The organism is Cupriavidus sp. D39 (assembly GCF_026627925.1).
Classification (GTDB): Bacteria; Pseudomonadota; Gammaproteobacteria; order Burkholderiales; family Burkholderiaceae; genus Cupriavidus; species Cupriavidus ulmosensis.
The window spans coordinates 3,622,802-3,646,137 of record NZ_JAPNLE010000009.1 but is presented as its reverse complement, the minus strand read 5'-3'; the positions used below and the strand labels follow the sequence as shown (position 1 = coordinate 3,646,137).

22 protein-coding genes and 2 pseudogenes are annotated in these 23,336 nt (G+C 67.9%); 10 read left to right on the top strand and 14 right to left on the bottom strand.

Annotated elements, in window-relative coordinates:
• Window positions 1-23: 23 nt before the first annotated feature.
• The 4 genes and pseudogenes from OMK73_RS29080 (at window position 24) to rfaE2 (ending at window position 4,546) form a co-directional block, all read left to right on the top strand.
• Window positions 24-892 (top strand): annotated as a pseudogene (locus OMK73_RS29080) (PhaM family polyhydroxyalkanoate granule multifunctional regulatory protein).
• A gap of 96 nt (window positions 893-988) precedes the next feature.
• Window positions 989-2,209, top strand: coding sequence for a patatin-like phospholipase family protein (locus OMK73_RS29075; RefSeq protein WP_420715679.1), 1,221 nt, complete (start codon window positions 989-991; stop codon window positions 2,207-2,209).
• A 219-nt stretch (window positions 2,210-2,428) separates the two neighbouring features.
• The gene (locus tag OMK73_RS29070) at window positions 2,429-3,292 is read left to right on the top strand and encodes a ferritin (RefSeq protein WP_043342844.1); all 864 of its coding nucleotides are present in this window, start codon (window positions 2,429-2,431) and stop codon (window positions 3,290-3,292) included.
• A 765-nt stretch (window positions 3,293-4,057) separates the two neighbouring features.
• A complete protein-coding gene (gene rfaE2 / locus OMK73_RS29065; RefSeq protein WP_267605074.1) occupies window positions 4,058-4,546 on the top strand; it encodes a D-glycero-beta-D-manno-heptose 1-phosphate adenylyltransferase in 489 nt (162 codons plus the stop codon).
• Window positions 4,547-4,564: 18 nt separating this feature from the next.
• Here the strand turns inward: rfaE2 and OMK73_RS29060 are convergent, their stop codons facing one another.
• From OMK73_RS29060 to OMK73_RS29050, 3 genes are read right to left on the bottom strand one after another with little or no spacing between them, the layout of a single operon-like run.
• Entirely contained in the window at window positions 4,565-5,287 is a 723-nt protein-coding gene (locus OMK73_RS29060; protein ID WP_267605073.1) for an SPOR domain-containing protein, read from the bottom strand.
• Between the two features lie 57 nt (window positions 5,288-5,344).
• Window positions 5,345-6,196 carry a type III pantothenate kinase gene (locus OMK73_RS29055; RefSeq protein ID WP_267605072.1) on the bottom strand — a complete coding sequence of 284 codons (852 nt, stop codon included), beginning with the start codon at window positions 6,194-6,196 and terminating at the stop codon, window positions 5,345-5,347.
• On the bottom strand, window positions 6,193-7,071 hold the full coding sequence (locus tag OMK73_RS29050; protein WP_267605071.1) for a biotin--[acetyl-CoA-carboxylase] ligase: 879 nt from the start codon (window positions 7,069-7,071) through the stop codon (window positions 6,193-6,195). The genes OMK73_RS29055 and OMK73_RS29050 overlap by 4 nt, the downstream gene beginning before the upstream one ends.
• Before the next feature lie 148 nt (window positions 7,072-7,219).
• On the opposite strand from OMK73_RS29050, the gene OMK73_RS29045 reads away from it, so the two are divergent.
• The 5 genes from OMK73_RS29045 to OMK73_RS29025 all read left to right on the top strand — a co-directional run bounded on the left by OMK73_RS29045 (window position 7,220) and on the right by OMK73_RS29025 (window position 12,207).
• Window positions 7,220-8,341 carry an MlaE family ABC transporter permease gene (locus tag OMK73_RS29045; protein ID WP_420715598.1) on the top strand — a complete coding sequence of 374 codons (1,122 nt, stop codon included), beginning with the start codon at window positions 7,220-7,222 and terminating at the stop codon, window positions 8,339-8,341.
• Window positions 8,338-9,237, top strand: a complete 900-nt coding sequence (locus OMK73_RS29040; RefSeq protein WP_267605069.1) for an ABC transporter ATP-binding protein — start codon at window positions 8,338-8,340, stop codon at window positions 9,235-9,237. Before OMK73_RS29045 ends, OMK73_RS29040 begins: the two co-directional genes overlap by 4 nt.
• Window positions 9,237-10,175 carry an MlaD family protein gene (locus OMK73_RS29035; protein ID WP_267605068.1) on the top strand — a complete coding sequence of 313 codons (939 nt, stop codon included), beginning with the start codon at window positions 9,237-9,239 and terminating at the stop codon, window positions 10,173-10,175. Before OMK73_RS29040 ends, OMK73_RS29035 begins: the two co-directional genes overlap by 1 nt.
• 92 nt (window positions 10,176-10,267) lie before the next feature.
• Window positions 10,268-10,912 carry an ABC-type transport auxiliary lipoprotein family protein gene (locus tag OMK73_RS29030; protein WP_267605066.1) on the top strand — a complete coding sequence of 215 codons (645 nt, stop codon included), beginning with the start codon at window positions 10,268-10,270 and terminating at the stop codon, window positions 10,910-10,912.
• Between the two features lie 11 nt (window positions 10,913-10,923).
• A complete protein-coding gene (locus tag OMK73_RS29025) occupies window positions 10,924-12,207 on the top strand; it encodes a VanZ family protein (protein ID WP_267605064.1) in 1,284 nt (427 codons plus the stop codon).
• 8 nt (window positions 12,208-12,215) lie between these two features.
• Here OMK73_RS29025 and pcp read toward each other — a convergent pair whose 3' ends face one another.
• From pcp to OMK73_RS28980, 9 genes and pseudogenes are all read right to left on the bottom strand, one after another.
• Window positions 12,216-12,890, bottom strand: a complete 675-nt coding sequence (pcp, locus tag OMK73_RS29020; RefSeq protein WP_267605063.1) for a pyroglutamyl-peptidase I — start codon at window positions 12,888-12,890, stop codon at window positions 12,216-12,218.
• A gap of 70 nt (window positions 12,891-12,960) precedes the next feature.
• Window positions 12,961-13,912: pseudogene (locus OMK73_RS29015) on the bottom strand (DUF979 domain-containing protein).
• 3 nt (window positions 13,913-13,915) lie between these two features.
• Window positions 13,916-14,653: a DUF969 domain-containing protein gene (locus tag OMK73_RS29010; protein WP_267605062.1), complete on the bottom strand. Its 738-nt coding sequence runs from the start codon at window positions 14,651-14,653 to the stop codon at window positions 13,916-13,918.
• Between the two features lie 123 nt (window positions 14,654-14,776).
• Complete coding sequence (gene pxpA, locus OMK73_RS29005) at window positions 14,777-15,517, bottom strand: 5-oxoprolinase subunit PxpA (RefSeq protein WP_267605061.1); 741 nt, start codon at window positions 15,515-15,517, stop codon at window positions 14,777-14,779.
• 83 nt (window positions 15,518-15,600) lie between these two features.
• A complete protein-coding gene (locus tag OMK73_RS29000; RefSeq protein WP_267605060.1) occupies window positions 15,601-16,623 on the bottom strand; it encodes a biotin-dependent carboxyltransferase family protein in 1,023 nt (340 codons plus the stop codon).
• The gene (gene pxpB / locus OMK73_RS28995; RefSeq protein WP_267605059.1) at window positions 16,620-17,270 is read right to left on the bottom strand and encodes a 5-oxoprolinase subunit PxpB; all 651 of its coding nucleotides are present in this window, start codon (window positions 17,268-17,270) and stop codon (window positions 16,620-16,622) included. The genes OMK73_RS29000 and pxpB overlap by 4 nt, the downstream gene beginning before the upstream one ends.
• Window positions 17,271-17,948: 678 nt before the next feature.
• Entirely contained in the window at window positions 17,949-18,944 is a 996-nt protein-coding gene (gene lipA, locus OMK73_RS28990) for a lipoyl synthase (RefSeq protein WP_267605058.1), read from the bottom strand.
• Window positions 18,945-18,987: 43 nt separating this feature from the next.
• Window positions 18,988-19,719: a lipoyl(octanoyl) transferase LipB gene (lipB, locus tag OMK73_RS28985; protein WP_267605055.1), complete on the bottom strand. Its 732-nt coding sequence runs from the start codon at window positions 19,717-19,719 to the stop codon at window positions 18,988-18,990.
• Between the two features lie 167 nt (window positions 19,720-19,886).
• Window positions 19,887-20,249, bottom strand: a complete 363-nt coding sequence (locus OMK73_RS28980) for a DUF2917 domain-containing protein (protein ID WP_267605054.1) — start codon at window positions 20,247-20,249, stop codon at window positions 19,887-19,889.
• 230 nt (window positions 20,250-20,479) lie between these two features.
• Here OMK73_RS28980 and OMK73_RS28975 point away from each other — a divergent pair, with 230 nt between their 5' ends.
• Complete coding sequence (locus tag OMK73_RS28975) at window positions 20,480-21,439, top strand: transcriptional regulator GcvA (RefSeq protein WP_267606555.1); 960 nt, start codon at window positions 20,480-20,482, stop codon at window positions 21,437-21,439.
• Here OMK73_RS28975 and OMK73_RS28970 read toward each other — a convergent pair.
• On the bottom strand, window positions 21,436-22,593 hold the full coding sequence (locus OMK73_RS28970) for a tyrosine recombinase XerC (protein ID WP_267605053.1): 1,158 nt from the start codon (window positions 22,591-22,593) through the stop codon (window positions 21,436-21,438). The two genes, OMK73_RS28975 and OMK73_RS28970, sit on opposite strands and share 4 nt — an antisense overlap.
• A complete protein-coding gene (locus OMK73_RS28965; RefSeq protein WP_267605051.1) occupies window positions 22,593-23,261 on the bottom strand; it encodes a DUF484 family protein in 669 nt (222 codons plus the stop codon). Before OMK73_RS28965 ends, OMK73_RS28970 begins: the two co-directional genes overlap by 1 nt.
• Window positions 23,262-23,336 lie beyond the last annotated feature (75 nt).

Genomic DNA, 23,336 nt, shown 5'->3' with positions numbered 1-23,336 from the left:
CTGCCACCCCCGGAGGCGAGACCATGTTCGGCCAGATTCCAGATTTCACCAACGGCTTCGAGTTCCTTCGCAAGATGTGGGGCAGCGCCGCCGGCATGCCGGGCGGGCTGATGCCTGGCCTGCAGGCCATGACCCCGCCGATGAACCTGGAGGACGTCGACAAGCGCATCCACGATCTCAAGGCCGTGGAAGGCTGGCTCCAGCTCAACACCAACCTGCTGCGCACCACCATCCAGGGCCTGGAGGTGCAGCGCGCCACCCTGGTGGCGCTGCAGACCATCGGTACCGCGCTCTCGCCGGAGGCGATGCAAAGCGCAATGGAAAACGTGGCGCGCGCGGCCAACTCGCCCAGCGCCGCGCCGCGCCAGCAACCCGCGGAGCCCCCGGCAGCCCGACGCGTCTGGCCCGAGCCCACGGTCGAGGAAAACGAGGACGAGGAAGACAACGGCCCCGATGCGCCCGAAGCCGGCGAGGCGCAAGGGCCGGCCACCGCGTCCGGCCCGGAAACCAGCCAGAACGGCACTCCCCGCCGGATGCCAACCTCTGGTGGGATGTGCTGCAGCAACAGTTCAACCAGATTGCCAGCAGCGCTGCAACGGCCAGCATGTCCCCATTCGGGAAGCTGGGCGCCTTTGGCATGCCCGGCGCGGCCACGCCGGAAGCCGCGCCCGCACCCGCCGCCAGGCCGGACGGCAAGGCGCCGGCCAGCAAGGCCAGGCCAGCCCACAAGCCGGCCAGCAAGGCAGCCGGCACCAAGGCTGCGGCCAAGCCGGCCGCCAAACCCGCGCGCAAGGCCACGCGCCCTGCCAGCAAGAAATCCGCGGCGGCCAAGCCCGCCGAGCCGCAAGGCAGTGCCAACGGCGCGGCCGATACTTCCGGCGATCCGTCCTGAGCCGGAGCCGCACCCGCACCCGAGCCACGCGACGCCAGGGCCCCCCGTGATCCAACTTCGGAGCCAACGCCTGTAGTGAAGACCACCTCGCTGATCATGATGGGCGGCGGCGCCCGCGCCGCCTACCAGGCTGGCGTGCTGCGCGGCCTTGCCCGCATCGCCGCGCAGCACGGCCGCGATCGTGGCCGCATTCCCTTCGACATCATCTGCGGCACATCGGCCGGCGCCATCAACGGTGCCGGCTTGGCGATCAACGCGGCCAACTTCCGTGCCGCGGCCGACAGCCTGGCCGCGCTGTGGAGCGGCATCCATGCCGAGGATGTCTACCGCACCGGCATCGTCGGCGTGGGCGCATCCGGCGCGCGGTGGCTCTCCGCGCTGACCTTCGGCTGGGCCATCCGGCGCGCGCCGCGGGCGCTGTTCGACAACGCGCCGCTGGGCGGCCTGCTCGGCGAGCTGTTCGACCCCGAGCGGGTGCAGGCCAGCCTGGACGCCGGCGACCTCCAGGCCTTTGCCGTGACGGCGCTGTCTTACACCACCGGGCGCCACGTCACCTTCTACCAGTCCCATCGCCGCATCCACCCATGGCGCCGCAGCCAGCGGCTGGCCGTCGAAGCCAAGATCGGCGTGGACCACCTGCTGGCGTCGTCCTCCATCCCTTTCCTGTTCCCCGCGCTGCCGCTGGAGCTGGAAGGCCACCATGAGTGGTTCGGCGACGGCACCATGCGCCAGATGTCGCCCTTGTCGCCCGCCATCCACCTGGGCGCCTCGCGCATCCTGGCCATCGGCGCCGCCTCCCGCCAGCGTCCCGGCTGGTTCGACACCGTGCCGACCGGCGGCTACCCGTCGCTGGCGCAGGTAGGCGGCCAGGCCCTGGCCAGCATCTTCCTCGACGGCCTTTCGGCGGACCTGGAACGGTTGCAGCACATCAACAGCCTGCTCTCGCGCATGCCGGAGATCGCCAACGACAGCGAAGGCTGGCGCCCGGTGCAGGTGATGACGATCTCGCCCAGCGAGCCCATCGAAGCCATTGCCGCGACACATGTGCAACAACTGCCCCGCACCGTGCGCGCCCTGCTGGCGCCGTTGGGCGGCACCGAGGCGCGCGGCGCGGCCTTTGCCAGCTACCTGCTGTTCGAGCCCGAGTTCACACAGGCACTGATCGCCCTAGGCGAGAAAGACGTCCTGGCGCAACAGCACGAGCTCGCGGCGTTCCTCTATGACATCATCCCGCCCGATCAAGGCGACGACACAAACTCAACGCCCCCACGGACGGTTACACTTGATGTCGAACCACCCGCCGGTGTGACGGCCTGACTTAAAGGCACGGCAGGCTTGCCGCATCGTCGGGCCCGTCCAAGAGCGTCGTATGGGCCTCTTTTCCGCGTCAACAAAAGAAGGGAAAGGCGCGATATTCGCCCATAAATTGGGCATCGCGCAGGTTCAACCACAAACACCCCTGTCCTTTGCGCTTAAAAAGGGCATTGGGAATAATTCGCATCTGGTAGAATCTGCCCGTAATTTCAAAGGCTTACCATGCTCTACCCCGAACTGTTCAAATCGCTGGAAGCGGTACGTTGGCACATGGACAAGGACATCCCCTGGGATTCCTTCGATCCGAGCCTGCTCACGGACGACCAGGCCAAGACGATCCGCATGAATGCCATCACGGAATGGTCGGCCCTGCCCGCCACCGAGATGTTCCTGCGAGACAACCGCCACGATTCCGACTTTTCGGCCTTCATGAGCATCTGGTTCTTTGAAGAGCAGAAGCATTCGCTGGTGTTGATGGAATACCTGCGCCGCTTCCGCCCGGACCTGGTGCCGACCGAAGAAGAGCTGCACGCCGTGCGCTTCGAGTTCGACCCGGCCCCGCCGCTGGAAACCCTGATGCTGCATTTCTGCGGCGAGATCCGCCTTAACCACTGGTATCGCCGTGCCGCCGAATGGCACACCGAGCCGGTGATCAAGCAGATCTACCGCACCCTGTCGCAGGACGAAGCCCGCCACGGCGGCGCCTACCTGCGCTACATGAAGAAATACCTGAACCAGTTCGGCGACAGCGCCCGCTCGGCCTTCGCCAAGATCGGCGTGCTGATGGCCTCCGCCCGCCGCACTGAAAAGCCGCTGCACCCGACCAACCTGCACGTCAACAAGGCGTTGTTCCCCAACGACACCATCCAGTCGCGCCTGCCGGATCCGGATTGGCTCGAGCACTGGCTCGACGAGCAGATCCGCTTCGACGAAGGCTGGGAGAAGAAGGTGATCGAGCGGATCCTGCACAACATGTCGCTGCTGTTCGAGCGCACTTTCGAGACGGTGCAGGATTTGAACCGGTATCGGAAGGAGTTGAATGTGAGGTTGCAGGCGGCGGGTGGTGCGCAGCCGGCGCAGGCATAAAGTTGGGTTTTGCTGGGGGTGTAGTTTTGGCGCCTTCGGCAGGACGGGCCCCATCGGATGATGGGGTTTTGTTTTTTGGGGTGTTGGGTTTTGGTGGGCGTTTGGCTGTGACTGCAACTGCAAAATCAGCTTCAACTTCAACGGCTTAACTTCAAAAGCAACTGCAGTTGCACCTCCCCTTCGGGAGGCGACCTACTTTTTTGTCTTGCCAAAAAAGTAGGCAAAAAAGCGCGCCGGATGGGGCGACACCCCCTCGGGATTTCACGAAAAGAGCGGCCGGGACCCAAACTCGCATCGCCTTAAGGCGATACTCAAACATGGGTCCCTCTTTTCCGCTCTTTTCGTGAAATCCCGAGGCGCCCCATACGGCCTAGGTAAACCTTGACGGCTCGCTGCGCATCGCGCGTGGGTGTTTCCCGCCTGACTGGCGGGAAACACGGCCGAACCAGCGCGAGCGCGAGCGCGATGTCGTCAAATCACCATGCGGTGTAGCCGTGATTTCCGCCCCCAGGCGGCAATCACCTGCCCGCGATGCGCAGCGAGCCGTCAAGGTTTTCATCTCCCGTTATGGGGCGCCTTCTTTGCCTACTTTCTTGGCGAGACAAGAAAGTAGGTCGCCTCCCCGCAGGGGAGGTGAAACTGCCTTTGAGTTTAGGCCTTTGACCTTGACGTGGCAGTTAAGCCGTTGCAGTTGAAGTTCAGCCCCCACCCGAACACAATCGCAGAACCCACCGCCGCCCAAACACAACGCCTTTCCCTCCCACCATGCCCACCTTTGAATCCAAACTGGTCCCTCCCGACAACCCAGCCGCCCTAGCAGAAAAACTAGCCGCGCTGCCGCGCCCATTGGTCTTCACTAACGGCGTCTTCGACATCCTCCACCGCGGCCACGCCACCTACCTCGCACAAGCCAAGTCCCTGGGCGCCAGCCTGGTAGTGGGCGTGAACAGCGACGCATCAGTGCGCATGCTCGGCAAGGGCGACGACCGCCCCCTGAACCACGAATCGGATCGCATGGCGCTGATCGCAGCGCTGGCCTCGGTGGACCTGGTAGTGATGTTCCGCGAGAAGACGCCGGTCGAGCTGATCCGGCTGGTGCGCCCGGACATCTACGTCAAGGGCGGCGACTACGACATCGATACGCTGGAAGAAACCCGCCTGGTGCGCAGCTGGGGCGGCCAGGCGCATGCCATTGCGTTCCTGCACGACCGTTCCACCACCAAGCTGCTGTCCAAGGTGCGCCAGGGCGCCTGAAAAGCGGCCAAGGCGCGCTCAGCTGCAGGTCAGCAAGTCCTGCGCGCCATAGCGCTGGCGCATCTCGTCCAGCCGCGTGCGCAGTGCCGCGTCGGCGTTGCGCACGCGCAGCCACTGGCGCGTCAGCGGATGCGGCGTATCGGTCAGCACCGCGGTGCGCACGCCGTGCTCGCGCAGGTTGTCGAGGAAATGCTCGGCATGCTCGCGCTCCTGGAACAAGCCCAGCGACACCGTATAGGTTTCCGGCGAGCCGGTGCTGACCACCGACACATCGGTGATATTGCGCCGGCGCAACTCGCCGAGCTTGCGCTGCAGGTTCTCGCGCGAGGCCTGCGGAGGCAGGTGGACCCACCAGCGCGCCTGCTCCTGCCGCTCGAACTGTTCCACGCGCCAGGCGCCGGGCGGTGCGCCAGCCAGCTCATCGGCCACCTTGCGCACCAGCTCCCCGTTGAAGCCACCGATCTCGACACAAGCCATGGCTGGCGAGGCGGCTGGGGTAGCGGCAGGGGTAGCGGCTGGGGTAGCGGCAGCCGCAGCGGCGGGCGTGGATGCCGGGCGCTTGCCGCTAGCCTGCGGCATCTGGCGGAAGCGTTCGGCACGCGTCTGCTGGGCAGCGCGTTCGGGCTCGCGCGCGCTTTCCATCCAGCCGGCCAGCGGCTGTGGGCCGAACGCGCCCAGCACGGCAGCGAACAGCAGCGCGTTGACCGGGACCAGCAGGATGAAGAGGCTTCGTTGGAACATTGGGGGCGATGCAGGGGTGGGGCGACGGGTGAAGACGGCGATGGGGTGTGAGGCGGCTCAGCCCGCTGTGCCGACCGGGCTTTGCGAGGCCATCACATAGAGGCCGAGCAGCACGAGATTATCGTGCTGCTCGACCGGCATGGAGAGCGCGTTTGCCAGCACATGGCGGGCGCCGCCGGAGAGCAGGCAGCGGACCGGCCCGCGCTCGCACAGCGCGCGCCACGTGTGCTCCACGGCACCGGCTTGCGCCGCCAGGCAGCCGGCGGCGATGGCGTCGCGGGTGTTGTCGGCCCAGGGCGTGGCCAGCCCGGCATCGCTCACGTCCAGGGACGGCAATTGCGCAGTGTTGCGCGCGAGCGCGCCCAGCATCAGGTCCAGCCCGGGCAGGATCAAACCCCCTTCGAAACGGTCCTGCGCGCTCACCACGTCGAGCGTGGTGGCGGTGCCGGCGGTGACGATCAGCAGCGCGCCTTCGGGGCGGTAGCAGCGCGCGCCGATGCTGCCGATCCAGCGGTCCACGCCGAGCTGCGCGGGCTCGCGGTAGCCGTTGACGAGGCCGCCGAAGCGCGGGCCCGAGCGTACCCAGTTCACACCGACGTCGGGGCCGAACCCACCGTCGAGCGCGGCTTGCAGGCCGGCGGCGATGGCTGCGCCGGCCACGTTGCTGACCCACACCATGGGCTGCGCGCCACTGGCGTTGGCCGCGCGCAGCGATGCCCATTGCGCCACCAACGTGCCCAGTTCGCCATGGGCCACTGCGCCGCCGTGCTGCCAGGGTGTGGGCAACGGGGCCCCGTGCAGCACCGCGCCGGACCAGGCATCGTCGCACCAGGCCCATTTCAGGCGGGTGTTGCCGATATCGATCAGCAGTTGCGGCACACGCGGCATGCCGGCGCTGGCGCCGCTCATGCGCCCGCTCCGTTGTCCGCCGGGCGCAGCGACACTTCGCCGCTGGCAATGCGCTCCAGGCCCGAGGGCGTTTCCAGCAGCAGGTGGCCGTCGCCGTCCACGCCGCGCGCCAGGCCTTCGGCCTGCACGCGGCCATCGTGCAGCAGGCGCACTGGCTGATCGCGAAAGGCATCGCGCGCGGACCAGCGGGGCGCCATCGGCGCAAAGCCCTGCGCCAGGAAATCCTCGCGCATCACCGCCAGCCGGTTCAGCACCGCAGCCAGCAGCGTGGTGGGGTCGCAGCCTGGCAGGAATTCGGTCACGCCGGCCAGGCTGCGCCCGAGCGCGGCTTCCATCTGCGCATCGCGCACCAGGTTCAGGCCAATGCCGACCACCGCCCAGATCCCCTGCGGGCCGGCCGGCACCGACTCGATCAGGATGCCGGCCAGCTTGCGGCCGTCGATCTGCAGGTCGTTAGGCCATTTCAGGCCAATGGCGGCGCCAAGGCGCGCGTCGCAGTCGCCCAGCGCCTCGGCCAGCGCCAGCCCTACCGCCAGGCTCAGCCCGCTCAACTGCGAGGGCGCCAGCGGCAAGGGCAGCGCCACCGAGAACGTCAGCCCGGCCTGGCCTTGCCAGGGACGCCCCTGGCGTCCACGCCCGGCGGTCTGCCGGTAGGCCAGGCGCAGCGTGGCGGACTCGGCCCACGGCGCGGTGCGGCAGGCCAGCGTCAGGTCGGCGTTGGTGGAACCGGTCTCGTCGACCACGTCGAGGGCCCAGCCGCGCGCGGCGCCGGTGAGCGCGGCGCGCAGGCGGTCGGGGTCGATGCGCCAGGCTTGCGCGGGAGCGGCGGCCGCAGGGAGCGGATCTGGCGTGGGCAAGGATTTGTCAGCGGACATGCGTTTCGACGATGGACAACACAAAGGGTATAGGCAGATAGGCAGCTACGCATTGTAGCCGTGCGAATCCCAGGCCGAGGCGCTCCGGACGCCCGCTGACGCCGCGGGTGGCATAGAATCGGGACTTGCCCATCACTTCTCCCCTCCTTTGGAAAGCCCAACCACGCCAGCCATAGAAGTGACGCGCGCGGAAGGAGCGCAAACCGTGCAACTGCGCGGCGACTGGACAGCGCTTGCGCTCTCCGATTGCCACCGTGCGCGCGCACTGCGCAACGAGCTGCACAAGATCGACGCGCACGCGCACTGGTCGCTGGCGCGCCTCGCCCGGCTCGATCACATCGGCGCGCAGCTGATGTGGCAGGCCTGGGGCGGCAAGCTGCCCGAGAAGCTGGAGGCCAATGAAGCCCAGCGCCGCGTCTTTACCCGTATCGCCGGGCTGCGCCGCGAGAACTGGAAAAAGCATATGGTGGACCGGTTCAATCCGGTGACCCTGTTCGGCGCCTCGATCCTGTCGATGTTCGCGCAGCTGGGCAATGGCGTGACCATGCTGGGCCAGCTGGCCTTCGACCTGCTGCGCCTGGCGCGCGCGCCGCAGCGCGGCCCCTGGCGCGAGATCTCCGCCAATATCTACAACGTCGGCTACAAGGCACTCGGCATCACGGCGCTGGTCGGTTTTTTGATCGGTATCGTGCTGTCGTACCTGTCGGCCAACCAGCTGCGCACCTTCGGCGCGAGCATCTTTATCGTCAACATCCTCGGCATGGCGGTGATCCGCGAGCTGGGCCCGGTGCTGGCGGCCATCCTGATCGCCGGGCGCTCGGGTTCGGCCATCACCGCGCAGATCGGCGTGATGCGGGTCACCGAGGAGCTCGACGCGATGCGCGTGATGGGCATCTCGCACGGCTTCCGGCTGATCATGCCGCGCGTGATCGCGCTGGCCATCGCCATGCCGCTGCTGGTGGCGTGGACCGACGTGCTGGCGCTGACCGGCGGCATGCTGGCCGCCCACTTCCAGCTGGACATCAGCGTGGCTTTCTTCCTGCGCGCGCTGCCCGATGCGGTGCCGGTGGCCAACCTGTGGATGGGGCTGGGCAAGGGCGTGGTGTTCGGCATCCTGATCGCGCTCACCGCCTGCCACTTCGGCTTGCGCATCGAGCCCAACACGCGCAGCCTGGGCGAAGGCACCACCGCCTCGGTGGTGACCTCGATCACCGTGGTGATCGTGGCCGATGCCATCTTCGCCATCCTGTTCAAGGACATCGGCTTATGACCAACTTCGCTCCTGCCACCGCCACCGACGCGCCTCCCGCCGGCTCCGTGCAGCACGCCCCGCGCACCACCGTGATCGAGGTGCGCGACCTGGTCAAGCGCTTTGGCGAGGCGGTGGTGCACGACCACCTCAACCTCGACGTGTACCGGGGCGAAGTGCTGTCCATCGTGGGCGGCTCGGGCAGCGGCAAGACCGTGCTGCTGCGCCAGATCGTGGGGCTGGAGCGGCCCACCTCGGGCACCATCCGTGTGTTCGGCGAGGACCTGACCGAGCTCGACACGGCGCGGCTGCAAGCCCTGCGCAACCGCTGGGGCCTGCAGTTCCAGCGCGGCGCGCTGTTTTCCGCGCTGTCTGTGATCGACAACATCGCGCTGCCGCTGCGTGAACTTCGCACCCTGCCCGACGATCTCATCTGCGCGGCGTCGCTGCTCAAGCTGCAACTGGTGGGGCTGTCGGCGCGGGACGCGGACAAGATGCCGTCCGACCTGTCCGGCGGCATGATCAAGCGCGTGGCGCTGGCGCGGGCCCTGGCCCTGGAGCCCGAGCTGGTGTTCCTGGACGAGCCCACGGCCGGGCTGGACCCGATGGCCTCGGACGACTACGTGGCGCTGATCCGCGAACTGCGCCGCGAGCTGGGCCTGACCGTGGTGATGGTGACCCACGACCTCGACACCCTGGTGGCGCTGTCGGATCGCGTCGCGGTGCTGGCGGACCACAAGGTACTAGCCGCGCTGCCGATCCGGGAACTGGTGCATATCGATCACCCGTTCATCCACGAGTATTTCCTGGGCGAGCGCGGGCAGCGCGCCATGCAGGCGCTCCCGGCCTTGCCGGACGCTACACGCGCGGCAACGCATGCGGCAACACCCGCAGGCCCGCAATCTGGAGAAGCATGATGGAAAACAAGTCGAACGCCTTCCTGGCCGGCGTGTTTACGATCGGACTCGCCATCCTGGTGCTGTTCTCGATCTTCTGGTTCAGCAGCGACCACGCGGTGCGCGTGCCGTATGACCTGATCACCCGCTCCACCGTCAACGGGCTGGGACCGCAGGCCGACGTCAAGTACCGCGGCCTGGAGGTGGGCAAGGTGGTGTCGATCCGCTTCGATCCCACCGTGCCGGGCCAGATCATCGTGCGCATCAGCGTCAACCAGGACACTCCGATCACCCACACCACCTATGCCACGCTCGGCTTCCAGGGCGTGACCGGGATCGGCTACGTGCAGCTCGACGACACCACCGCGCAGGAAGGCGGCACGCCGTCGCCGCACCTGGCCACCTCCTCCAAGTCGGTGGCGCGCATCATCATGCGGGCCGGCTTCTTCGAAGAGCTGGAAAAGCGCGGTGACACCTTGCTCTCGCAACTGGAGACGATCATGGGCTCGCTCACTGATATGTTCCAGACCGACAACCGGCGCGACCTGATGGAGGCGATCCGCTCGGTGCACAAGACCGCCGACGACTACTCGCAACTGGCCAGCTCGATCGCGCCGGCCGTGCGCCAATTGCCGCAGGTGACCGAAAACCTGAACGCCACGCTGGCCTCCACGCGGCGCCTCACCCAGGAACTGGCAAGCCCGGACGGCACCGTGATGCGCACCGTCGACCGCGTCGGGCGTGACCTGCAAGGCGCCGCCGATTCCGTACAGTCGGCCGCCGGTGGCGTCTCGCAAGACACGCTGCCGCAGATCAACGGACTCGCGCGCGATGCGCGCCAGACCGTGCGCAGCATCGACCGCGCCGCCAGCCAGTTCAACGACAGCCCGCGCAGCGTGCTGTTTGGCGGCCCCGCCGCCATGCCGGGCCCGGGCGAACCTGGCTTCCAGGCTCGCTGACACGCAGTGGACGCCGTGATGCCGCGCTCGCGCCATGCCTGGCTCGCCAGGCGGGCGCGGCGAACCCTTCGAGCAAACCAAGGCAAACCATGATGCGCAATGCCCAAGATCGGCCGGACGTGACCGGCACCGCCGGCGTCGGCACCTTCGCCCTGCCGCGCCGGCTCGCCACCGGCGTCGCGCTGGCCTGCCTCCTGCTGGGCGGCTGCGCCCTCACGCCTTCCACGCCCACCGTCACCTATGACCTCGGCCCGCCCGCCGGCGCGGCGCCCGACGCCGTGCACCTGCCCAAGATGCGCGTGGCGCAGACCGACGGCCCCACCTGGCTGGACGGCAACGCGCTCTACTACCGCCTGCACTACGCCCAGGCGGAACGCCTGCAGCCCTATGCCACGCAGCGCTGGGTGATGTCGCCGGTGCGCCTGTTCGACGACCGCCTGCGCGAAGCCGTGGCCTCGCGCGGCGCACTGACCTGGTTCGGCGACACCGCCGCGCCGGCGCTCAAGATCGACGTGCTGGAGTTCGAGCAGGTGTTCGATAGCGCCAGCGCCAGCCGCGGCGTGATCCGGGTGCGTGCCACGGTGTTTCGCAACGGGCTGATCGGGCAGAAGACCTTCGTGGTGGCGCAGCCCGCCGCCACGGCCGACGGCGCCGGCGGCGTCAAGGCACTGGCCACCGGTAGCGATGCCGCCATTGCGGCGATCCTGGACTGGGTGGCTACGCTGCCGCTGCAGTAAGCGGGTCGCGCATGGCATTGGCTCCCGCGCCGCTCGTCCCGCCACCGCCGCGCCATTCGCCGCTGGCGCGGGTGGGGCTGCTTTGCTTTACCCTGCTGGTGGTCTATGGCAGCCTGTACCCGTTCACGGGCTGGACCGACAACGGCATCTCTGCGCTGGCCTTCCTCACCGCGCCCAAGCCCCGCTACCTGACCGGGTTCGATCTCATCACCAACGTGCTGGGCTACTGCCCGCTTGGCGCGCTGGTGGTGCTGTCCCTGCACCCGCGCATCTCCGGCGTGCGCGCCGTGCTGCTGGCGCTGGTGGCGGGCACGCTGCTGTCGGGCACCATGGAGGCGCTGCAGACCTGGCTGCCCAACCGCGTCTCGTCCAATATCGACCTGATGACCAATGCGCTGGGTGCTCTGCTGGGGGCCGCCGCGGTGGCGCCCTTCTCGGCCGCGCTGATCGATCGCGGCTCGCTGCGCCAGTTGCGCATGGCGTGGTTCGAGCCGCACGCCAGCTTTGCCATCATCCTGATCCTGCTGTGGCCGTTCGCGCAGATCTTCCCGCAGGATCACCTGTTCGGCATGGGCGCGATCGTGCGCGAGTGGCTGACCGACCCCGACTCCTGGCCCGTGCAGTGGTTGCAAGGCGTATTCCCGGGGCTGCCCGACCTGATTGAAAACATCAGCCTGTTGCGGCCGGACGACGTGCAAGGGCAGCAATTGCTGGAGTCACTCGTTACCGGATGCGGCTGGGTGGGCACCGGGCTGTTCGCCTCGATCGCCATGCGCAGGCAGGCGCCGATGCTGCGCATCCTGGCGGCCTTGCTGGCCAGCGCGCTGCTGCTCAAGGCGGTGGTGGCCGAGATGCAGTTCCCGGACGACAACGCCTTCAACTGGCTGTCCGAAGGCGGCCGCTTTGCCCTGCTCACGGGCTCGCTGGCGCTGGTTTTGCTGCTGCGGCTGCCGCGCTGGCTGCGCGGCGCGCTGGCGCTCGCCACGCTGATGCTGCTGGTGATGCTGTCCAACCTGCTGCCCGCCAATCCGTATTCCTGGATCTCGGAGCAAGGCTGGCGCCTAGGCCGCTTCATCCACTTCAACAGCCTGTCGCAATGGCTGGGGTGGATGTGGCCGTTCGTGGCGCTGTTCTACCTGATCTGGCGCTTCGAGCAATTCCAGCTGGATCGCCGCAGCGTGCGGCGCGCGCGGCGCAAGGCGAAGCGGCTGGCGGCGGCTCGCACAACCGATGGCGACGTCGGCGGCGATGGCGATGGCAACCATCGCGAGGATGCCCCGCCGCCGGGCGCCTGAACGGCGCCTCAGTGCGTCTGGCCGCCCTGCTCGCGGATATCGTCCTGCGTCGACAGCGCGGTCTCCACTGCGCAGCGGATACCGTCGATCATCGTGGCCAGCGCCAGGCTTGGCTGGCCCGGATGCCGCACGGCCTGCTCCGGCAGATAGGGAATGTGGATGAAGCCGCCCCGCACCCCCGCAGGTACGCTCTGTGTCGCCAGCAAGTGCATCAGGCCGTAGAACACGTGGTTGCAGACGAAGGTGCCGGCGGTCTGCGACACCGAGGCCGGCACGCCGGCCGTGCGCATGCGGCGCACGATGGCCTTGATCGGCAGGCTGGAAAAATATGCCGCGGGTCCGTACTCGGCAATGCGGGAATCGATGGGCTGCGCGCCGGCGTTGTCGGCAATGCGCGCGTCGTCCACGTTGATCGCCACGCGCTCCACCGACATCTCCGGACGCCCGCCCGCCAGCCCCACCGCGATCACCAGCACGGGCTGCAGCGCATCGAGCAGGTCCGCCATGGCGTCGTTGGCCGCGCCGAACACGCATGGCAACTGGCGCGCGACGATCACGGCCGCGTCGGCGCCATCGGGCGTGCCGCCGATGCGCTCGCCGTCGAGCGCGCACACGACCTCCCAGGATGGATTGATGGATTCGCTCTCGAACGGCTCGAAGCCGGTCAGCAGCACGGTACGCATGGCAGGAACTCCCGGCCCGCGGCCCGGGTTGCCCGGGTGCGGAGCCATGACCAACGATTGATACTAGCGCTTACATCAGGAAATAGAGCAGCACGATATTGGCCACCAGGATCATCAGCGCGGTTGGCACCTGCGTCCGGATCACGGCGTTCTTGTCGTCGAGTTCCAGCAGCGCGGCCGGCACGATGTTGAAGCTTGGCCGCCATCGGCGTCATCAGCGTGCCGCAGTAGCCGGAGAACATGCCGATAGCCGCCATCACCGCCGGGTTGCCGTGGAACATGTTCACCAGGATGGGCACGCCAATGCCGCCGGTCATCACCGGGAAGGCGGCAAAGCCGTTGCCCATGATCACGGTAAAGAGCGCCATGCCCACGCAGTACACCACCACGGCCACGAGCTTGTAGTCCATGTTGATATAGGCCGTGGTCAGGTGCGCCACCGCCTTGCCCACGCCGGCATCGGCGAACACCAGGCCGAGCATGGCCAGCATCTGCGGCAGCACCAGCGCCCAGCCGAGCGACTCGGTCAGCCGGCGCGATTCGCGCACGCCCTGCACCACCGTGTCGCGGGTGAGCCAGCACGCCACGCCCAGCGCAACCAGGCAACCGATGCCCAGCGAAACGAAGGTGACGTTCTTGGGATCGAGCAGCGCCAGGCCGGCGACCTTCACGTCCTTGAACAGCAGCGTGCCGATCACGGTCACCAGCGGAATCAGCAGCGCCGGGATAAACAGCTTGTTGCCAAGCCGCTTGGCCGAAGCGCGGCGCTCAGCCTCGGGCAGCGTGCCGTGCTTGCCGTGGCCAACGCCGCCAAAGCCCGCGACCAGCGCCATCACCACGGCGCCGATGCCGACGATGGCCGGCGGCAGCTTGTCGCCGATCAGGAAAACCAGCGCGTACAGCGCCCAGAACAAACCCGTGCTGAGGCGGCGCGGATGGTCGCGGTCGGCGAAGGTCATCAACGCGGTGATGGCCAGCACCAGGCCGGCGAGCCAGTAGAGATAGTCGATGGAAATGATCATGGCTTACTCCCCGCTCTTGGCCGTGGCGGCAGCGCCGGGCGTTGCGGCAGACTTGCCGCGCATTTCGCGTTCCAGCCACATGTCCAGGCGCTTGAGGCGCACGGCGTGGATCAGGAAGGCGCAGATCGCGGTGGGAATGCCCCACACGGCGATATGCAGCGGTTCCACGTCGATGTTGGACGATAGCAAGAAGGTGTGCATCAGCGCGATGGCGCCGAAGGCCACGAAGATGTCTTCGCCGAAGAACAGGCCGACGTTGTCGGTGGCCGCGCAGAAGGCCAGCACGCGCTGGCGGATCGGCTCGGGCAGCTTGCCGAAGCGGGTCTCGGCCGCGCCTTCGGCCATCGGGGCCAGCAGCGGACGCACCATCTGCGGATGGCCGCCGAGGCTGGTCAGGCCCACCGCGGCGGTGAGTTCGCGCACGCCGAGGTAGACGATCAGCAGGCGCCCGACCGTGGCCGACGCAATGCGCGAGATCCACGCCTGCGCATGCTCGCGCAGCCCGTGGCGCTCGAGCAGGCCGATCACCGCCAGCGGCAGCAGGATGATCAGCGGCAGGTTGCGCGTCTTGACGAAGGCGGTGCCGATCGCCGTGAAGATCTGCATGACCGGCATGGCTGCCGCCAGCCCGGTGGCGATGGCGGCGAGCGCCACCACCATCATGGGATTGAAGCGCAACACGAAGCCGAGGATGATGATGCCGACCCCAACTAGGGGCCAGAGGTTGACTGCCTGTTCCATGAGAGACACCAATAGAGTGTGATGGAGGCGAGTGCCCTGCGTCGCCTCATGCTGCTCGACGTCGCGCGGGGCACAGTGAAAGCCGGATGCTTGGGGGCGCGTGCGTTAGGTGTGGCGTGCCCCTCAGACTCCGGCGCGGATTGCGATGCCTTCGGCGCCGAGCCGCTCGCGGATGCGGCGCGCAAAGGCAAGCGCATGTGCGCCGTCGCCGTGCAGACACACGGTTTCGGCGCGAATCGGTACATAGGTGCCGTCGATGGCGCGCACGCGCTGCTCGCGCACCATCTGCAGCGTCTGGCCCAAGGCCACGTCCTCGTCCTCGTGCAGCGCCCCGGGCGTGCCGCGCTTGACCAGCGAGCCGTCGGGGTTGTAGCCACGGTCGGCAAAGACTTCCTCCTTCACCTTGAGCCCGGCTTCGCGCGCCACCTTCACCATGACGCTGCCGGCCAGGCCGAAGAAGACCAGGTCGGAGTCGAAGTCGCGCACCGCGCGCACGATGGCGTCGGCCAGCTTGGGATCCTTGGCGGCCTGGTTGTAGAGCGCGCCGTGCGCCTTCACGTGAGCCAGTTGCCCGCCCTGCGCGCGCACCAGCGCCGCCAGCGCGCCGATCTGGTAGAGCGTGTTCGCGTACACCACCTCGGGATCCAGCTGCATCTCGGTGCGGCCAAAGTTCTCGCGGTCGGGATAGCTCGGATGCGCGCCGATGGCGACGCCCCGCTCCAGCGCCCACTTCACGGTTTGCAGCATGGTGGCGGCGTCGCCGGCGTGCCAGCCGCAGGCCACGTTGGCGGAGCTGATCAGCCCCAGCAATTCGCGGTCGTTGCCGCAGCCTTCGCCGAGGTCGGCGTTCAGGTCGATATGCATTGCATTGCTCCTCACCGGTCTTGCGGCTTGTGTTGAGGTTTGGGGGTTGCTTTGGGGGTTGCTGCCGTTGCTCGTGTGGCCGCTCAGGCCACGGCCGCGCGGGTACGCGTGCGCCGCCGCGAGGCGATCGCCATGCCGTTGCCCTGCCACTGCAGCGCCTGGTCCAGTTGCTGCAGGTAGCGATCCAGCTCGGCCTGCGCGGCGGCGGCCTCGTCCAGCGTGACGCGCACGAAGCGCACCGGCGCGCCGAGTGGCACCTGCGCCAGCCGCCACAGGTCGGCGCCGATCACCACGCCGATCTTGGGATAGCCGCCGGTGGTCTGCGCATCGGCCATCAGCACGATGGGCTGGCCGGCCGGCGGCACCTGCACCACGCCCGGCAGCACGCCGTGCGAGAGCAGGTCGGCGGCGCGCTCGGGCTGGCGCGCAAGGGCCGGGCCTTGCAGGCGCAAGCCCATGCGGTTGCTGTTGGGCGTGACGATCCAGTCGGACTGCCACAGCGCTTCGCGCGCGGCGGCATCGAAATCCTCGTATTCGATGGCGGGCAACATGCGGATCGGCATCGCGTCGCCGAGCTTTTTCACCGGCAGCGCCCAGGCCGGCGCCTGCACGCCCAGCCAGTCGCTGTCCTCGGCCACGCCGGGCCGGCCCGCGTCGAGGCGGTCGCCTTCACGCAGCGCGCGGCCACCGAGGCCGCCAAAGCCGGCCTTGAGGTCGGTGCTGCGCGAGCCCATCACCGGCGCCACTTTGATGCCGCCCGCCACGCTCAGATAGGTACGGGTGCCGCCCTGCGCCGCCGACAGCGTCAGCGTTTCGCCGCGGCGCACGTCGAAGGCATGCCACGACCACACCGGCACGCCGTCCAGGTTGGCCCTGCATTCGGCGCCGGTCAGCGCGACGCGCATGTCGGCATGGAAGCGCACGGCGGCGCGGCCCAGCGTGAATTCGATGGCGGCATCTCCCGCCGGATTGCCGAGCAGGCGGTTGCCGATGGTGAGCGCGACGGTGTCGAGCGCGCCTGCGGTGCCCACGCCAAAGCGGCGAAAGCCGGGACGGCCATGGTCCTGCACCGAGGCGAGTGCGCCGGGTCGGGTGATTTCGATCATGGCAGCAGCGCCTCGACGACAAAGCGCACGGTATCCCCGGGCGCAAACAGGGAGGGCGGATCTCGATCTGCCAGGAAGAGTTGGCTGGCGGTGTGCCCGATCAATTGCCAGCCGCCGGGTGCGGCAGCCGGGTAGATGCCGGTCTGCTCGCCGCCGATGCCGACCGAGCCGGCGGGCACGGACAGCCGGGGCTCGCGCCGGCGCGGCGTGGCCAGCGCCGGGTCCAGGCCGCCCATATAGGCAAAGCCGGGCTGGAAGCCGAGGAAGTAGACGACGTACTCGCCTGCGCTGTGGCGACGTACCACTTCCTGCGCTGTGAGGCCGGTATGCGCCGCGACTTCGGCCAGGTCGGGGCCATGCTCGCCGCCGTAGCGCACCGGGATCTCGACCAGCTTGCCGGTGGCGGCACGCGCTTCGCCTGAAGCCCAGGCGAGCTTCAGGTTGCGTTCCAGCGCTTCGGGATCGGCTTCGCGGTCGAACACCACGGTGAGATTGTTCATGCCCGGCACCGCATCGACCACGCCGCGCCACTCTGCCGCACGCTGAGCCATGGCCCAGATACGTCGCTGTACATCTAGCGAGGCCGGCGGTGGCACGCTGCACAGCAGTGCTTGCTCGGCGAGGCGGTGAACGGAACATCGGGTCATGGGCGGCACCAGCGGGGGACCTGTCTTGCAGTGTAGGCGGGCGCGCTGTACTAGTCAGGCGCGGTGCCGGCTGCGACCGGTTCGGGAGTGAGATCTCTATTTCATCGACAATTTATCGATAAATTAATAATAACCAAACAAGAAGATGCTGTGGCTAGGTGTTGACCCTAGGCGTTGCGAGCCACGTCTTCACGCGGGATGGCGCTGGCGCACCACCCCGGTGCGGGGGCGGGAAACAACGTTTGCATCCGGTGCAGGAGCGCTAGGGAGGGCTCCCGCGATGCGCGTGGCCGGCGCGATTCTGGTGCGCGCGGGGTCGCCGGCGCCGAAGTGCGGGGGAGAAAAAATCGGGGAAAAATGTGAGGCCGTGGCGTGCATGCAACGCCAGGTGCCGCAGGCAAAAACGGTGGATACCGGCCCAGACTCCTGACCGACCGCATTGAACGGAGCCGACGGATGGGCCAACGCAGCCGCTATGACGACGGCTGTCGCTCCCTCTCCCCTCAGGGGGAGAGGGCTGGGGAGAGGGGTGGCTTAGCTAGGAACCACCTGAAGCGAAGCCAGCTGTTTTTTCCAGCACGACGGCGTAACGAGCGCCCGCCCTCTCCCCCAGCCCCTCTCCCGCACGCGGGAGAGGGGAGCAAACCGGCAGGCGCGCGCGATGGCGCGCAGCCGGACTCAGGCGAACCCGGCCTTATGCGCCTGCTCGTCGGCGTGGTAGGAACTGCGCACCATGGCGCCCACGGCGGCGTGGGTGAAGCCCATCTTGTAGGCCTCGGCCTCGAACATCTTGAAGGTGTCCGGATGCACGTAGCGCATCACCGGCAGGTGGTGGCCCGACGGCGCCAGGTACTGGCCGATGGTCAGCATGTCGATGTCGTGGGCGCGCATGTCGCGCATGACTTCGAGGATTTCCTCGTCGGTCTCGCCCAGGCCCACCATCAGGCCGGACTTGGTGGCCACGGTGGGGTTGCGGCGCTTGAACTCTTGCAGCAGCTTGAGCGAGTGCGCGTAGTCAGCGCCCGGGCGTGCCTGCTTGTACAGGCGGGGCACGGTTTCCATGTTGTGGTTCATCACGTCCGGCGGGCCGGCCTGCAGGATGTCCAGCGCCTTGTCCAGGCGGCCACGGAAGTCCGGCACCAGCACTTCGATGCGGGTGGCCGGCGACAGCTCGCGGGTCAGCGTGATGCAATCGACAAAGTGCTGCGCACCGCCGTCGCGCAGGTCGTCGCGGTCGACGCTGGTGATCACCACGTAGTTCAGCTTGAGCTGGGCGATGGTGCGGGCCAGGTTGCCCGGCTCGTTGGCATCCAGCGGATCGGGGCGGCCGTGGCCGACGTCGCAGAACGGGCAGCGGCGGGTGCACTTGTCGCCCATGATCATGAACGTGGCCGTGCCCTTGCCGAAGCATTCGCCGATGTTCGGGCAGCTGGCTTCCTCACAGACCGTCACCAGGTTGTTGGCGCGCAGGATGTCCTTGATCTCGTAGAAGCGCGAGCTGCCGGTGGCCGCCTTGACGCGGATCCACTCGGGCTTCTTGAGCTTCTCGGCCGGCACGATCTTGATGGGGATGCGCGCGGTCTTGTCGGCCGACTTCTGCTTGCGGGTCGGGTCGTACTGCTCCGCCTGGGGTTGCGGGGCTTCGCTGGAAGTGGCGATCAGGGCGTCGCTCATAGTGTTCTCCGCACGCGCGGTGCGTGCATATTCGGCTGGATGACTAAGTGGCCAGGGCCGCGGCGGTATTCCGTTGGGCGGCCAGGGCGCGCTCTTGCGCCTCTGCCAGCACTTCGCACAGCGCCGCCGCAAGGCGCCGCGCGATATCGGCTTGTTGTGCCGCGGTCACGGGCAGGCGGGACGCACCCGCCGCATCGGCCACGTTGACGGTGGCGCCCGCCGTTGCCATGTCGACCGTTTCCAGGCCGGCATAGCCGCAGGGGTTGATGCGCAGGAAGGGCGCGAGGTCCATCTGCACGTTGAGGCTGACGCCGTGATAGCTGCAGCCATTGCGGATCTTGAGGCCGAGCGCGGCGATCTTGGCGCCCTGGTGCTGGCCTTCGGAAAGGTAGATACCAGGCGCGCCGGGCTTGCGTTCGGCTGCGAGATTATACGACGCGAGCGTGTCCAGCACGGCTTGCTCGATCGAATGGACGAGCTCGCGCACCATCAGGTGGCGGCGGCGCAGGTCGAGCAGCAGGTAGGCCACGACCTGCCCCGGACCGTGATAAGTGATTTGTCCGCCACGATCGATCCGCACCACGGGAATCGTCTCGTCAGGGGCGAGCAGGTGCGCGGGATCTCCCGCCTGGCCAAGGGTGTAGACCGGGGGATGCTCGACCAGCCAGATCTGGTCAGGGGTATCGGGGGTGCGTGCGGCGGTAAAGGCACGCATCGCGTCGAAACAGGGTTCGTAGGCTTGTCGGCCCTGCTCGATGACTTGTATCGATTGCATCCCGGCAGTTTAGCGAAAAGGGGCGGATCTCACAGGAGGCCGCCCCTTTTTTGGTGTGTCTTTCGGTGTGTCTTCATGACGCTGTTGTTGCGTCCCTGCTTGCCGGCCTGGAATGGACCAGCCGCAGATGGCCGCGTGCACGGCCATCCGCATCCTCCCGCGCTGGCTCAGGAGGCCGTGACCTGGTCCTGGTTAGGCGTCCACTCGGTGCCTCGAACCAAACGCCGCGCCATGCGCGCCACCAGGTGCGACACGCTGGTTGCCGCCGGCCGGCGGGCTTCGGCGATCAGGGCCAGGCGTACCGGCTCGGCGGCGCGCGGGTCCACGCTGAGCGTGATTTCGTCGCCGCTGGCGAGCAGCAGGCTGCCGCCGCAACGCAGCCAGTAATCTTCCGAATCGCCTTCGCGGGTGACCCAGACGTCGATCCCCGTGGCCTCTTCCACGCGCAGGCGCTGGGCGGCGTGGATGGAAAGAGAGGTAACTTCGCCCGGGCTCAGGGTGAACAGGGTCGTTGTGAGCAATGTTTTCATGTTGGGCATCCTTCGCTGACATCGTCGGCTGCCTCGCCCGCTTGCCCGGAATGGGCGGCCGCCGATCAGGCCAGCCTTGGCAGGCTGATGCTTGGTCTTGCCTGGTACTGGATCGGCACCGGTGCGGGTAGCGCCCCGATGCATTGCATTCTAGTGATTGCCGGTCCTCTTCCAAAACGATATATTTTCCTTGTTCTTGTTAGGTGAGCTCACATAAGACGAGGTAGATGATGGCGCTGAAGGGAGCATGGGAGAGAGATTTGCCACGTGGCTGGCACCGCGAGCTGCCGCGCCTGCCGGGGCTGACCGCGCTGCGCGCGTTCGAGGCGGCGGCCCGCCACGAGAGTTTTTCACGCGCGGCCACCGAGCTGTTCGTCACCCATGGCGCGGTCAGCCACCAGATCCGCGCGCTTGAGGAAGAGCTGGGGCAGGCCCTGTTCGAGCGCAACGGCAAGCGCGTGACCCTGACCCCGGGCGGTCGGGCCTACGCCGGGCGCGTGCGCGAAGCCCTGCTGGAGATCGCCGACGCCACCCGCGCGCTGCAGGCCGGCAACCGGGACAAGCGCCTCACCATCAGCACCATGCCGTCGTTTGCCGCGCGCTGGCTCACGCCGCGCATCGGCAGCTTTATCGAACAGCATCCCGAGCTGGACGTGGAGTTGCTGTCGTCCAACACGCTGGTGGATTTCGGGCGCGAGGAAGTCGACATCGCGCTGCGCATGGGCAGCGGCGACTATCCCGGCCTGTATGTGGAGAAGCTGCTGGACGATGTGTTCTTCCCGGTCTGCAGCCCTGCCTTCAACGGCGGCAAGCTGCCGGGGCGGCCGCAGGACATGAAAGGCATGTCGCTGCTGCGCGGCGAGGGCGACCCGTGGAAGCCGTGGTTCGAAGCCGCCGGCCTGGACTGGCCGGAGCCGCGCAAGGGCCTGCTGCTGGAGGACTCCTCGCTGCTGCTGCAGGCAGCCGCCGCGGGCCAGGGCATTGCGCTGATCCGCTCGTCGCTGGCCTATAACGACCTGCTGTCGGGGCGCGTGGTGCGGCTCTTCGATGTGAGCATTACCTGCCCGTGGCTGCTCTACTTCGTCTGCTCGGCCGGCATGCTGGAGGCGCCCAAGGTGAAGGCGTTCCGCGCCTGGCTGCTGCCGGAGATGGAAGCCTTCCGCGGCATCCTGGCGCAGTGGGAGGGCTAGTCGTCCTTCCCGTCTTCGGCGTCTTCGGTGTCTTCGGCGTCTTTGCCGTCATCCACGGCCTTCGGCGTAAAAACCGGCACAACAACCGGCGCAACAACCGGCGCGGGCGCCGAGTGCGCCCTGCCCGCGCGCGGGTGCGCCTTGTCGTAGACCTTGGCCAGGTGCTGGAAATCCAGCGCGGTATAGATCTGGGTGGTGGCCACGCTGGCGTGCCCGAGCATCTCCTGCACCGCGCGCAGGTCGCCCGAGGATTGCAGCACATGGGTGGCAAAGGAATGCCGCAACATGTGCGGATGCACGTCGGTCGGCACGCCGGCCCGGATCGCCTGCTGCTTGATGCGCAACTGCACCGTACGCACGGGCAAACGCCGCCCGCGCACGTTCAGGAACAGCGCATGCGCGTCATCCGGCAGCGCGCCGGGGCGCAACAGTTCCGCGCGTACCGCCAGCCACGCGCGCAGCGCTTCCATGGCCTTGCTGCCGATGGGCACGGTGCGCCGTCGCGAGCCCTTGCCGATCACCGTGACCTCGGCGCCGTCCATGTCGATCCAGCCGGCTGAGCGGTATTCCCCGTCCTCGGTATAGCGCGCGTCCAGTTGCACCAGTTCCGACACGCGCAGGCCGCTGGAGTAGAACAACTCGTAGACGGCCTGGTCGCGCCGGCCCTCGGCGCCGTCGCCGGCGTTGTGCGAGACCAGCGCCACTGCATGCTCCACCGACAAGGCCTTGGGCAGCCGGTGCCCGGATTTTGGCGCGCGCACGCCGTCGACCGGGTTGGCCTCCACGCCCAGGCCATGACGCGCGGCCCACAGGAAGAAGCCGCGCCACGCCGACAGCGTGCGGGCAATGCTGGTGCCGGCCAGGCCGCCGCCGTGCATGCGCGCGGCAAAGGCGCGGATATGGTGGGTCTGCAGCGACAACAGCGCAATGCCCGGCGCATGGCGCGCGGCGTGCGCCTGCAGCACCGACAGGTCGCGGGCGTAGTTGGTCAGGGTGTGGGCAGCCAGCTTGCGGCTGCTGGCGAGCCAGTCGAGGTAGCGCAGCACCAGCGGGTCGGGCGGCTGCTTGTCCAGGGGCGCCTCGGCGGCTTCCTTGCGCGCGGCCGGCTTCTTCGCCGCAGGCGAAGCGGCCTTGCGCGCGCGGCTCGCGGTCATCAGTCGCGCAGGCGGTTCAGCGCGGCGCCGGCCACTTCGCCGATCTGCGCCAGGTAGGCCGTGCCCATGCCCTCATGGAAGCGCCTCGCCTCGGGTGAGCCCAGCACCAGCAGGCCAAAGGCCGCGCCAAGCGTGCCGGCTTCGCGCGTGGGTACGCGCAGCGTCACCATGGCCAGCGAGGCGATATCGTCGCGCTCCAGCCAGGCCGCTGCCTCGAAGCCGCTGTTGGCGCCGCAATACGGCGCGCGCAGGCCCTCGGCAAACAGGCGGACGTCTTCGCTTGCACCCTGGGCCACTTCCATATGCGCGTAGGCCTCGGCCACATTCCACAGCTTGAGCGCCACGCCCGGCACGTCGAACACTTGCTGCAGCCCGTCCTGCACCGCATACGGCAGCGCGTGCGAGTCCACCTCGGCCAGCAGGCGCAGTTGCCAGGCATGCATGCGCTGCTGGGTGCGGTCGTTGTCGTGGCCGTGGCGGACCAGGTCCGCCAGCCTCAGCTCCAGGCCTTTGTTTTTCTCGCGCAGGATTTCCATCTGGCGCTCCTGCAGGGACACCGCGCGGTGGCTGTGGGGGCTGGTGAGTTGCACAGCGGCCAGCAGTTCGGCGTTGTCTTCGAAGAACTGGGGATTGGTCTGCAGGTAGGAGGCAACTTCTTGGGCGTTCATTGGCTTCAACCGGAATGTTTGGGGGGCAGTGTAGCAAAAGGTTGGGGGAGGCTGGGGGGAGTGCTCGGTGTTGGC

Excerpts from the sequence above, each read along its gene's own strand:
- pxpA (WP_267605061.1), bottom strand. The coding sequence starts at position 15,517 with ATGCATATCGACCTGAACGCCGACCTCGGCGAAGGCTGCGGCAACGAC.
- pcp (WP_267605063.1), bottom strand. The coding sequence starts at position 12,890 with ATGCGTACCGTGCTGCTGACCGGCTTCGAGCCGTTCGAGAGCGAATCC.
- lipA (WP_267605058.1), bottom strand. The coding sequence starts at position 18,944 with ATGAGCGACGCCCTGATCGCCACTTCCAGCGAAGCCCCGCAACCCCAG.
- OMK73_RS29040 (WP_267605069.1), top strand. The coding sequence starts at position 8,338 with ATGACCAACTTCGCTCCTGCCACCGCCACCGACGCGCCTCCCGCCGGC.
- OMK73_RS28980 (WP_267605054.1), bottom strand. The coding sequence starts at position 20,249 with ATGAAAACATTGCTCACAACGACCCTGTTCACCCTGAGCCCGGGCGAA.
- OMK73_RS28975 (WP_267606555.1), top strand. The coding sequence starts at position 20,480 with ATGGCGCTGAAGGGAGCATGGGAGAGAGATTTGCCACGTGGCTGGCAC.
- OMK73_RS29075 (WP_420715679.1), top strand. The coding sequence starts at position 989 with ATGATGGGCGGCGGCGCCCGCGCCGCCTACCAGGCTGGCGTGCTGCGC.
- OMK73_RS29070 (WP_043342844.1), top strand. The coding sequence starts at position 2,429 with ATGCTCTACCCCGAACTGTTCAAATCGCTGGAAGCGGTACGTTGGCAC.
- OMK73_RS29035 (WP_267605068.1), top strand. The coding sequence starts at position 9,237 with ATGGAAAACAAGTCGAACGCCTTCCTGGCCGGCGTGTTTACGATCGGA.
- pxpB (WP_267605059.1), bottom strand. The coding sequence starts at position 17,270 with ATGACCCGATGTTCCGTTCACCGCCTCGCCGAGCAAGCACTGCTGTGC.
- OMK73_RS29055 (WP_267605072.1), bottom strand. The coding sequence starts at position 6,196 with ATGAGCGGCGCCAGCGCCGGCATGCCGCGTGTGCCGCAACTGCTGATC.
- OMK73_RS29060 (WP_267605073.1), bottom strand. The coding sequence starts at position 5,287 with ATGTTCCAACGAAGCCTCTTCATCCTGCTGGTCCCGGTCAACGCGCTG.
- OMK73_RS29050 (WP_267605071.1), bottom strand. The coding sequence starts at position 7,071 with ATGTCCGCTGACAAATCCTTGCCCACGCCAGATCCGCTCCCTGCGGCC.
- OMK73_RS29010 (WP_267605062.1), bottom strand. The coding sequence starts at position 14,653 with ATGGAACAGGCAGTCAACCTCTGGCCCCTAGTTGGGGTCGGCATCATC.
- OMK73_RS28965 (WP_267605051.1), bottom strand. The coding sequence starts at position 23,261 with ATGAACGCCCAAGAAGTTGCCTCCTACCTGCAGACCAATCCCCAGTTC.
- lipB (WP_267605055.1), bottom strand. The coding sequence starts at position 19,719 with ATGCAATCGATACAAGTCATCGAGCAGGGCCGACAAGCCTACGAACCC.
- OMK73_RS28970 (WP_267605053.1), bottom strand. The coding sequence starts at position 22,593 with ATGACCGCGAGCCGCGCGCGCAAGGCCGCTTCGCCTGCGGCGAAGAAG.
- OMK73_RS29025 (WP_267605064.1), top strand. The coding sequence starts at position 10,924 with ATGGCATTGGCTCCCGCGCCGCTCGTCCCGCCACCGCCGCGCCATTCG.
- rfaE2 (WP_267605074.1), top strand. The coding sequence starts at position 4,058 with ATGCCCACCTTTGAATCCAAACTGGTCCCTCCCGACAACCCAGCCGCC.
- OMK73_RS29030 (WP_267605066.1), top strand. The coding sequence starts at position 10,268 with ATGCGCAATGCCCAAGATCGGCCGGACGTGACCGGCACCGCCGGCGTC.
- OMK73_RS29000 (WP_267605060.1), bottom strand. The coding sequence starts at position 16,623 with ATGATCGAAATCACCCGACCCGGCGCACTCGCCTCGGTGCAGGACCAT.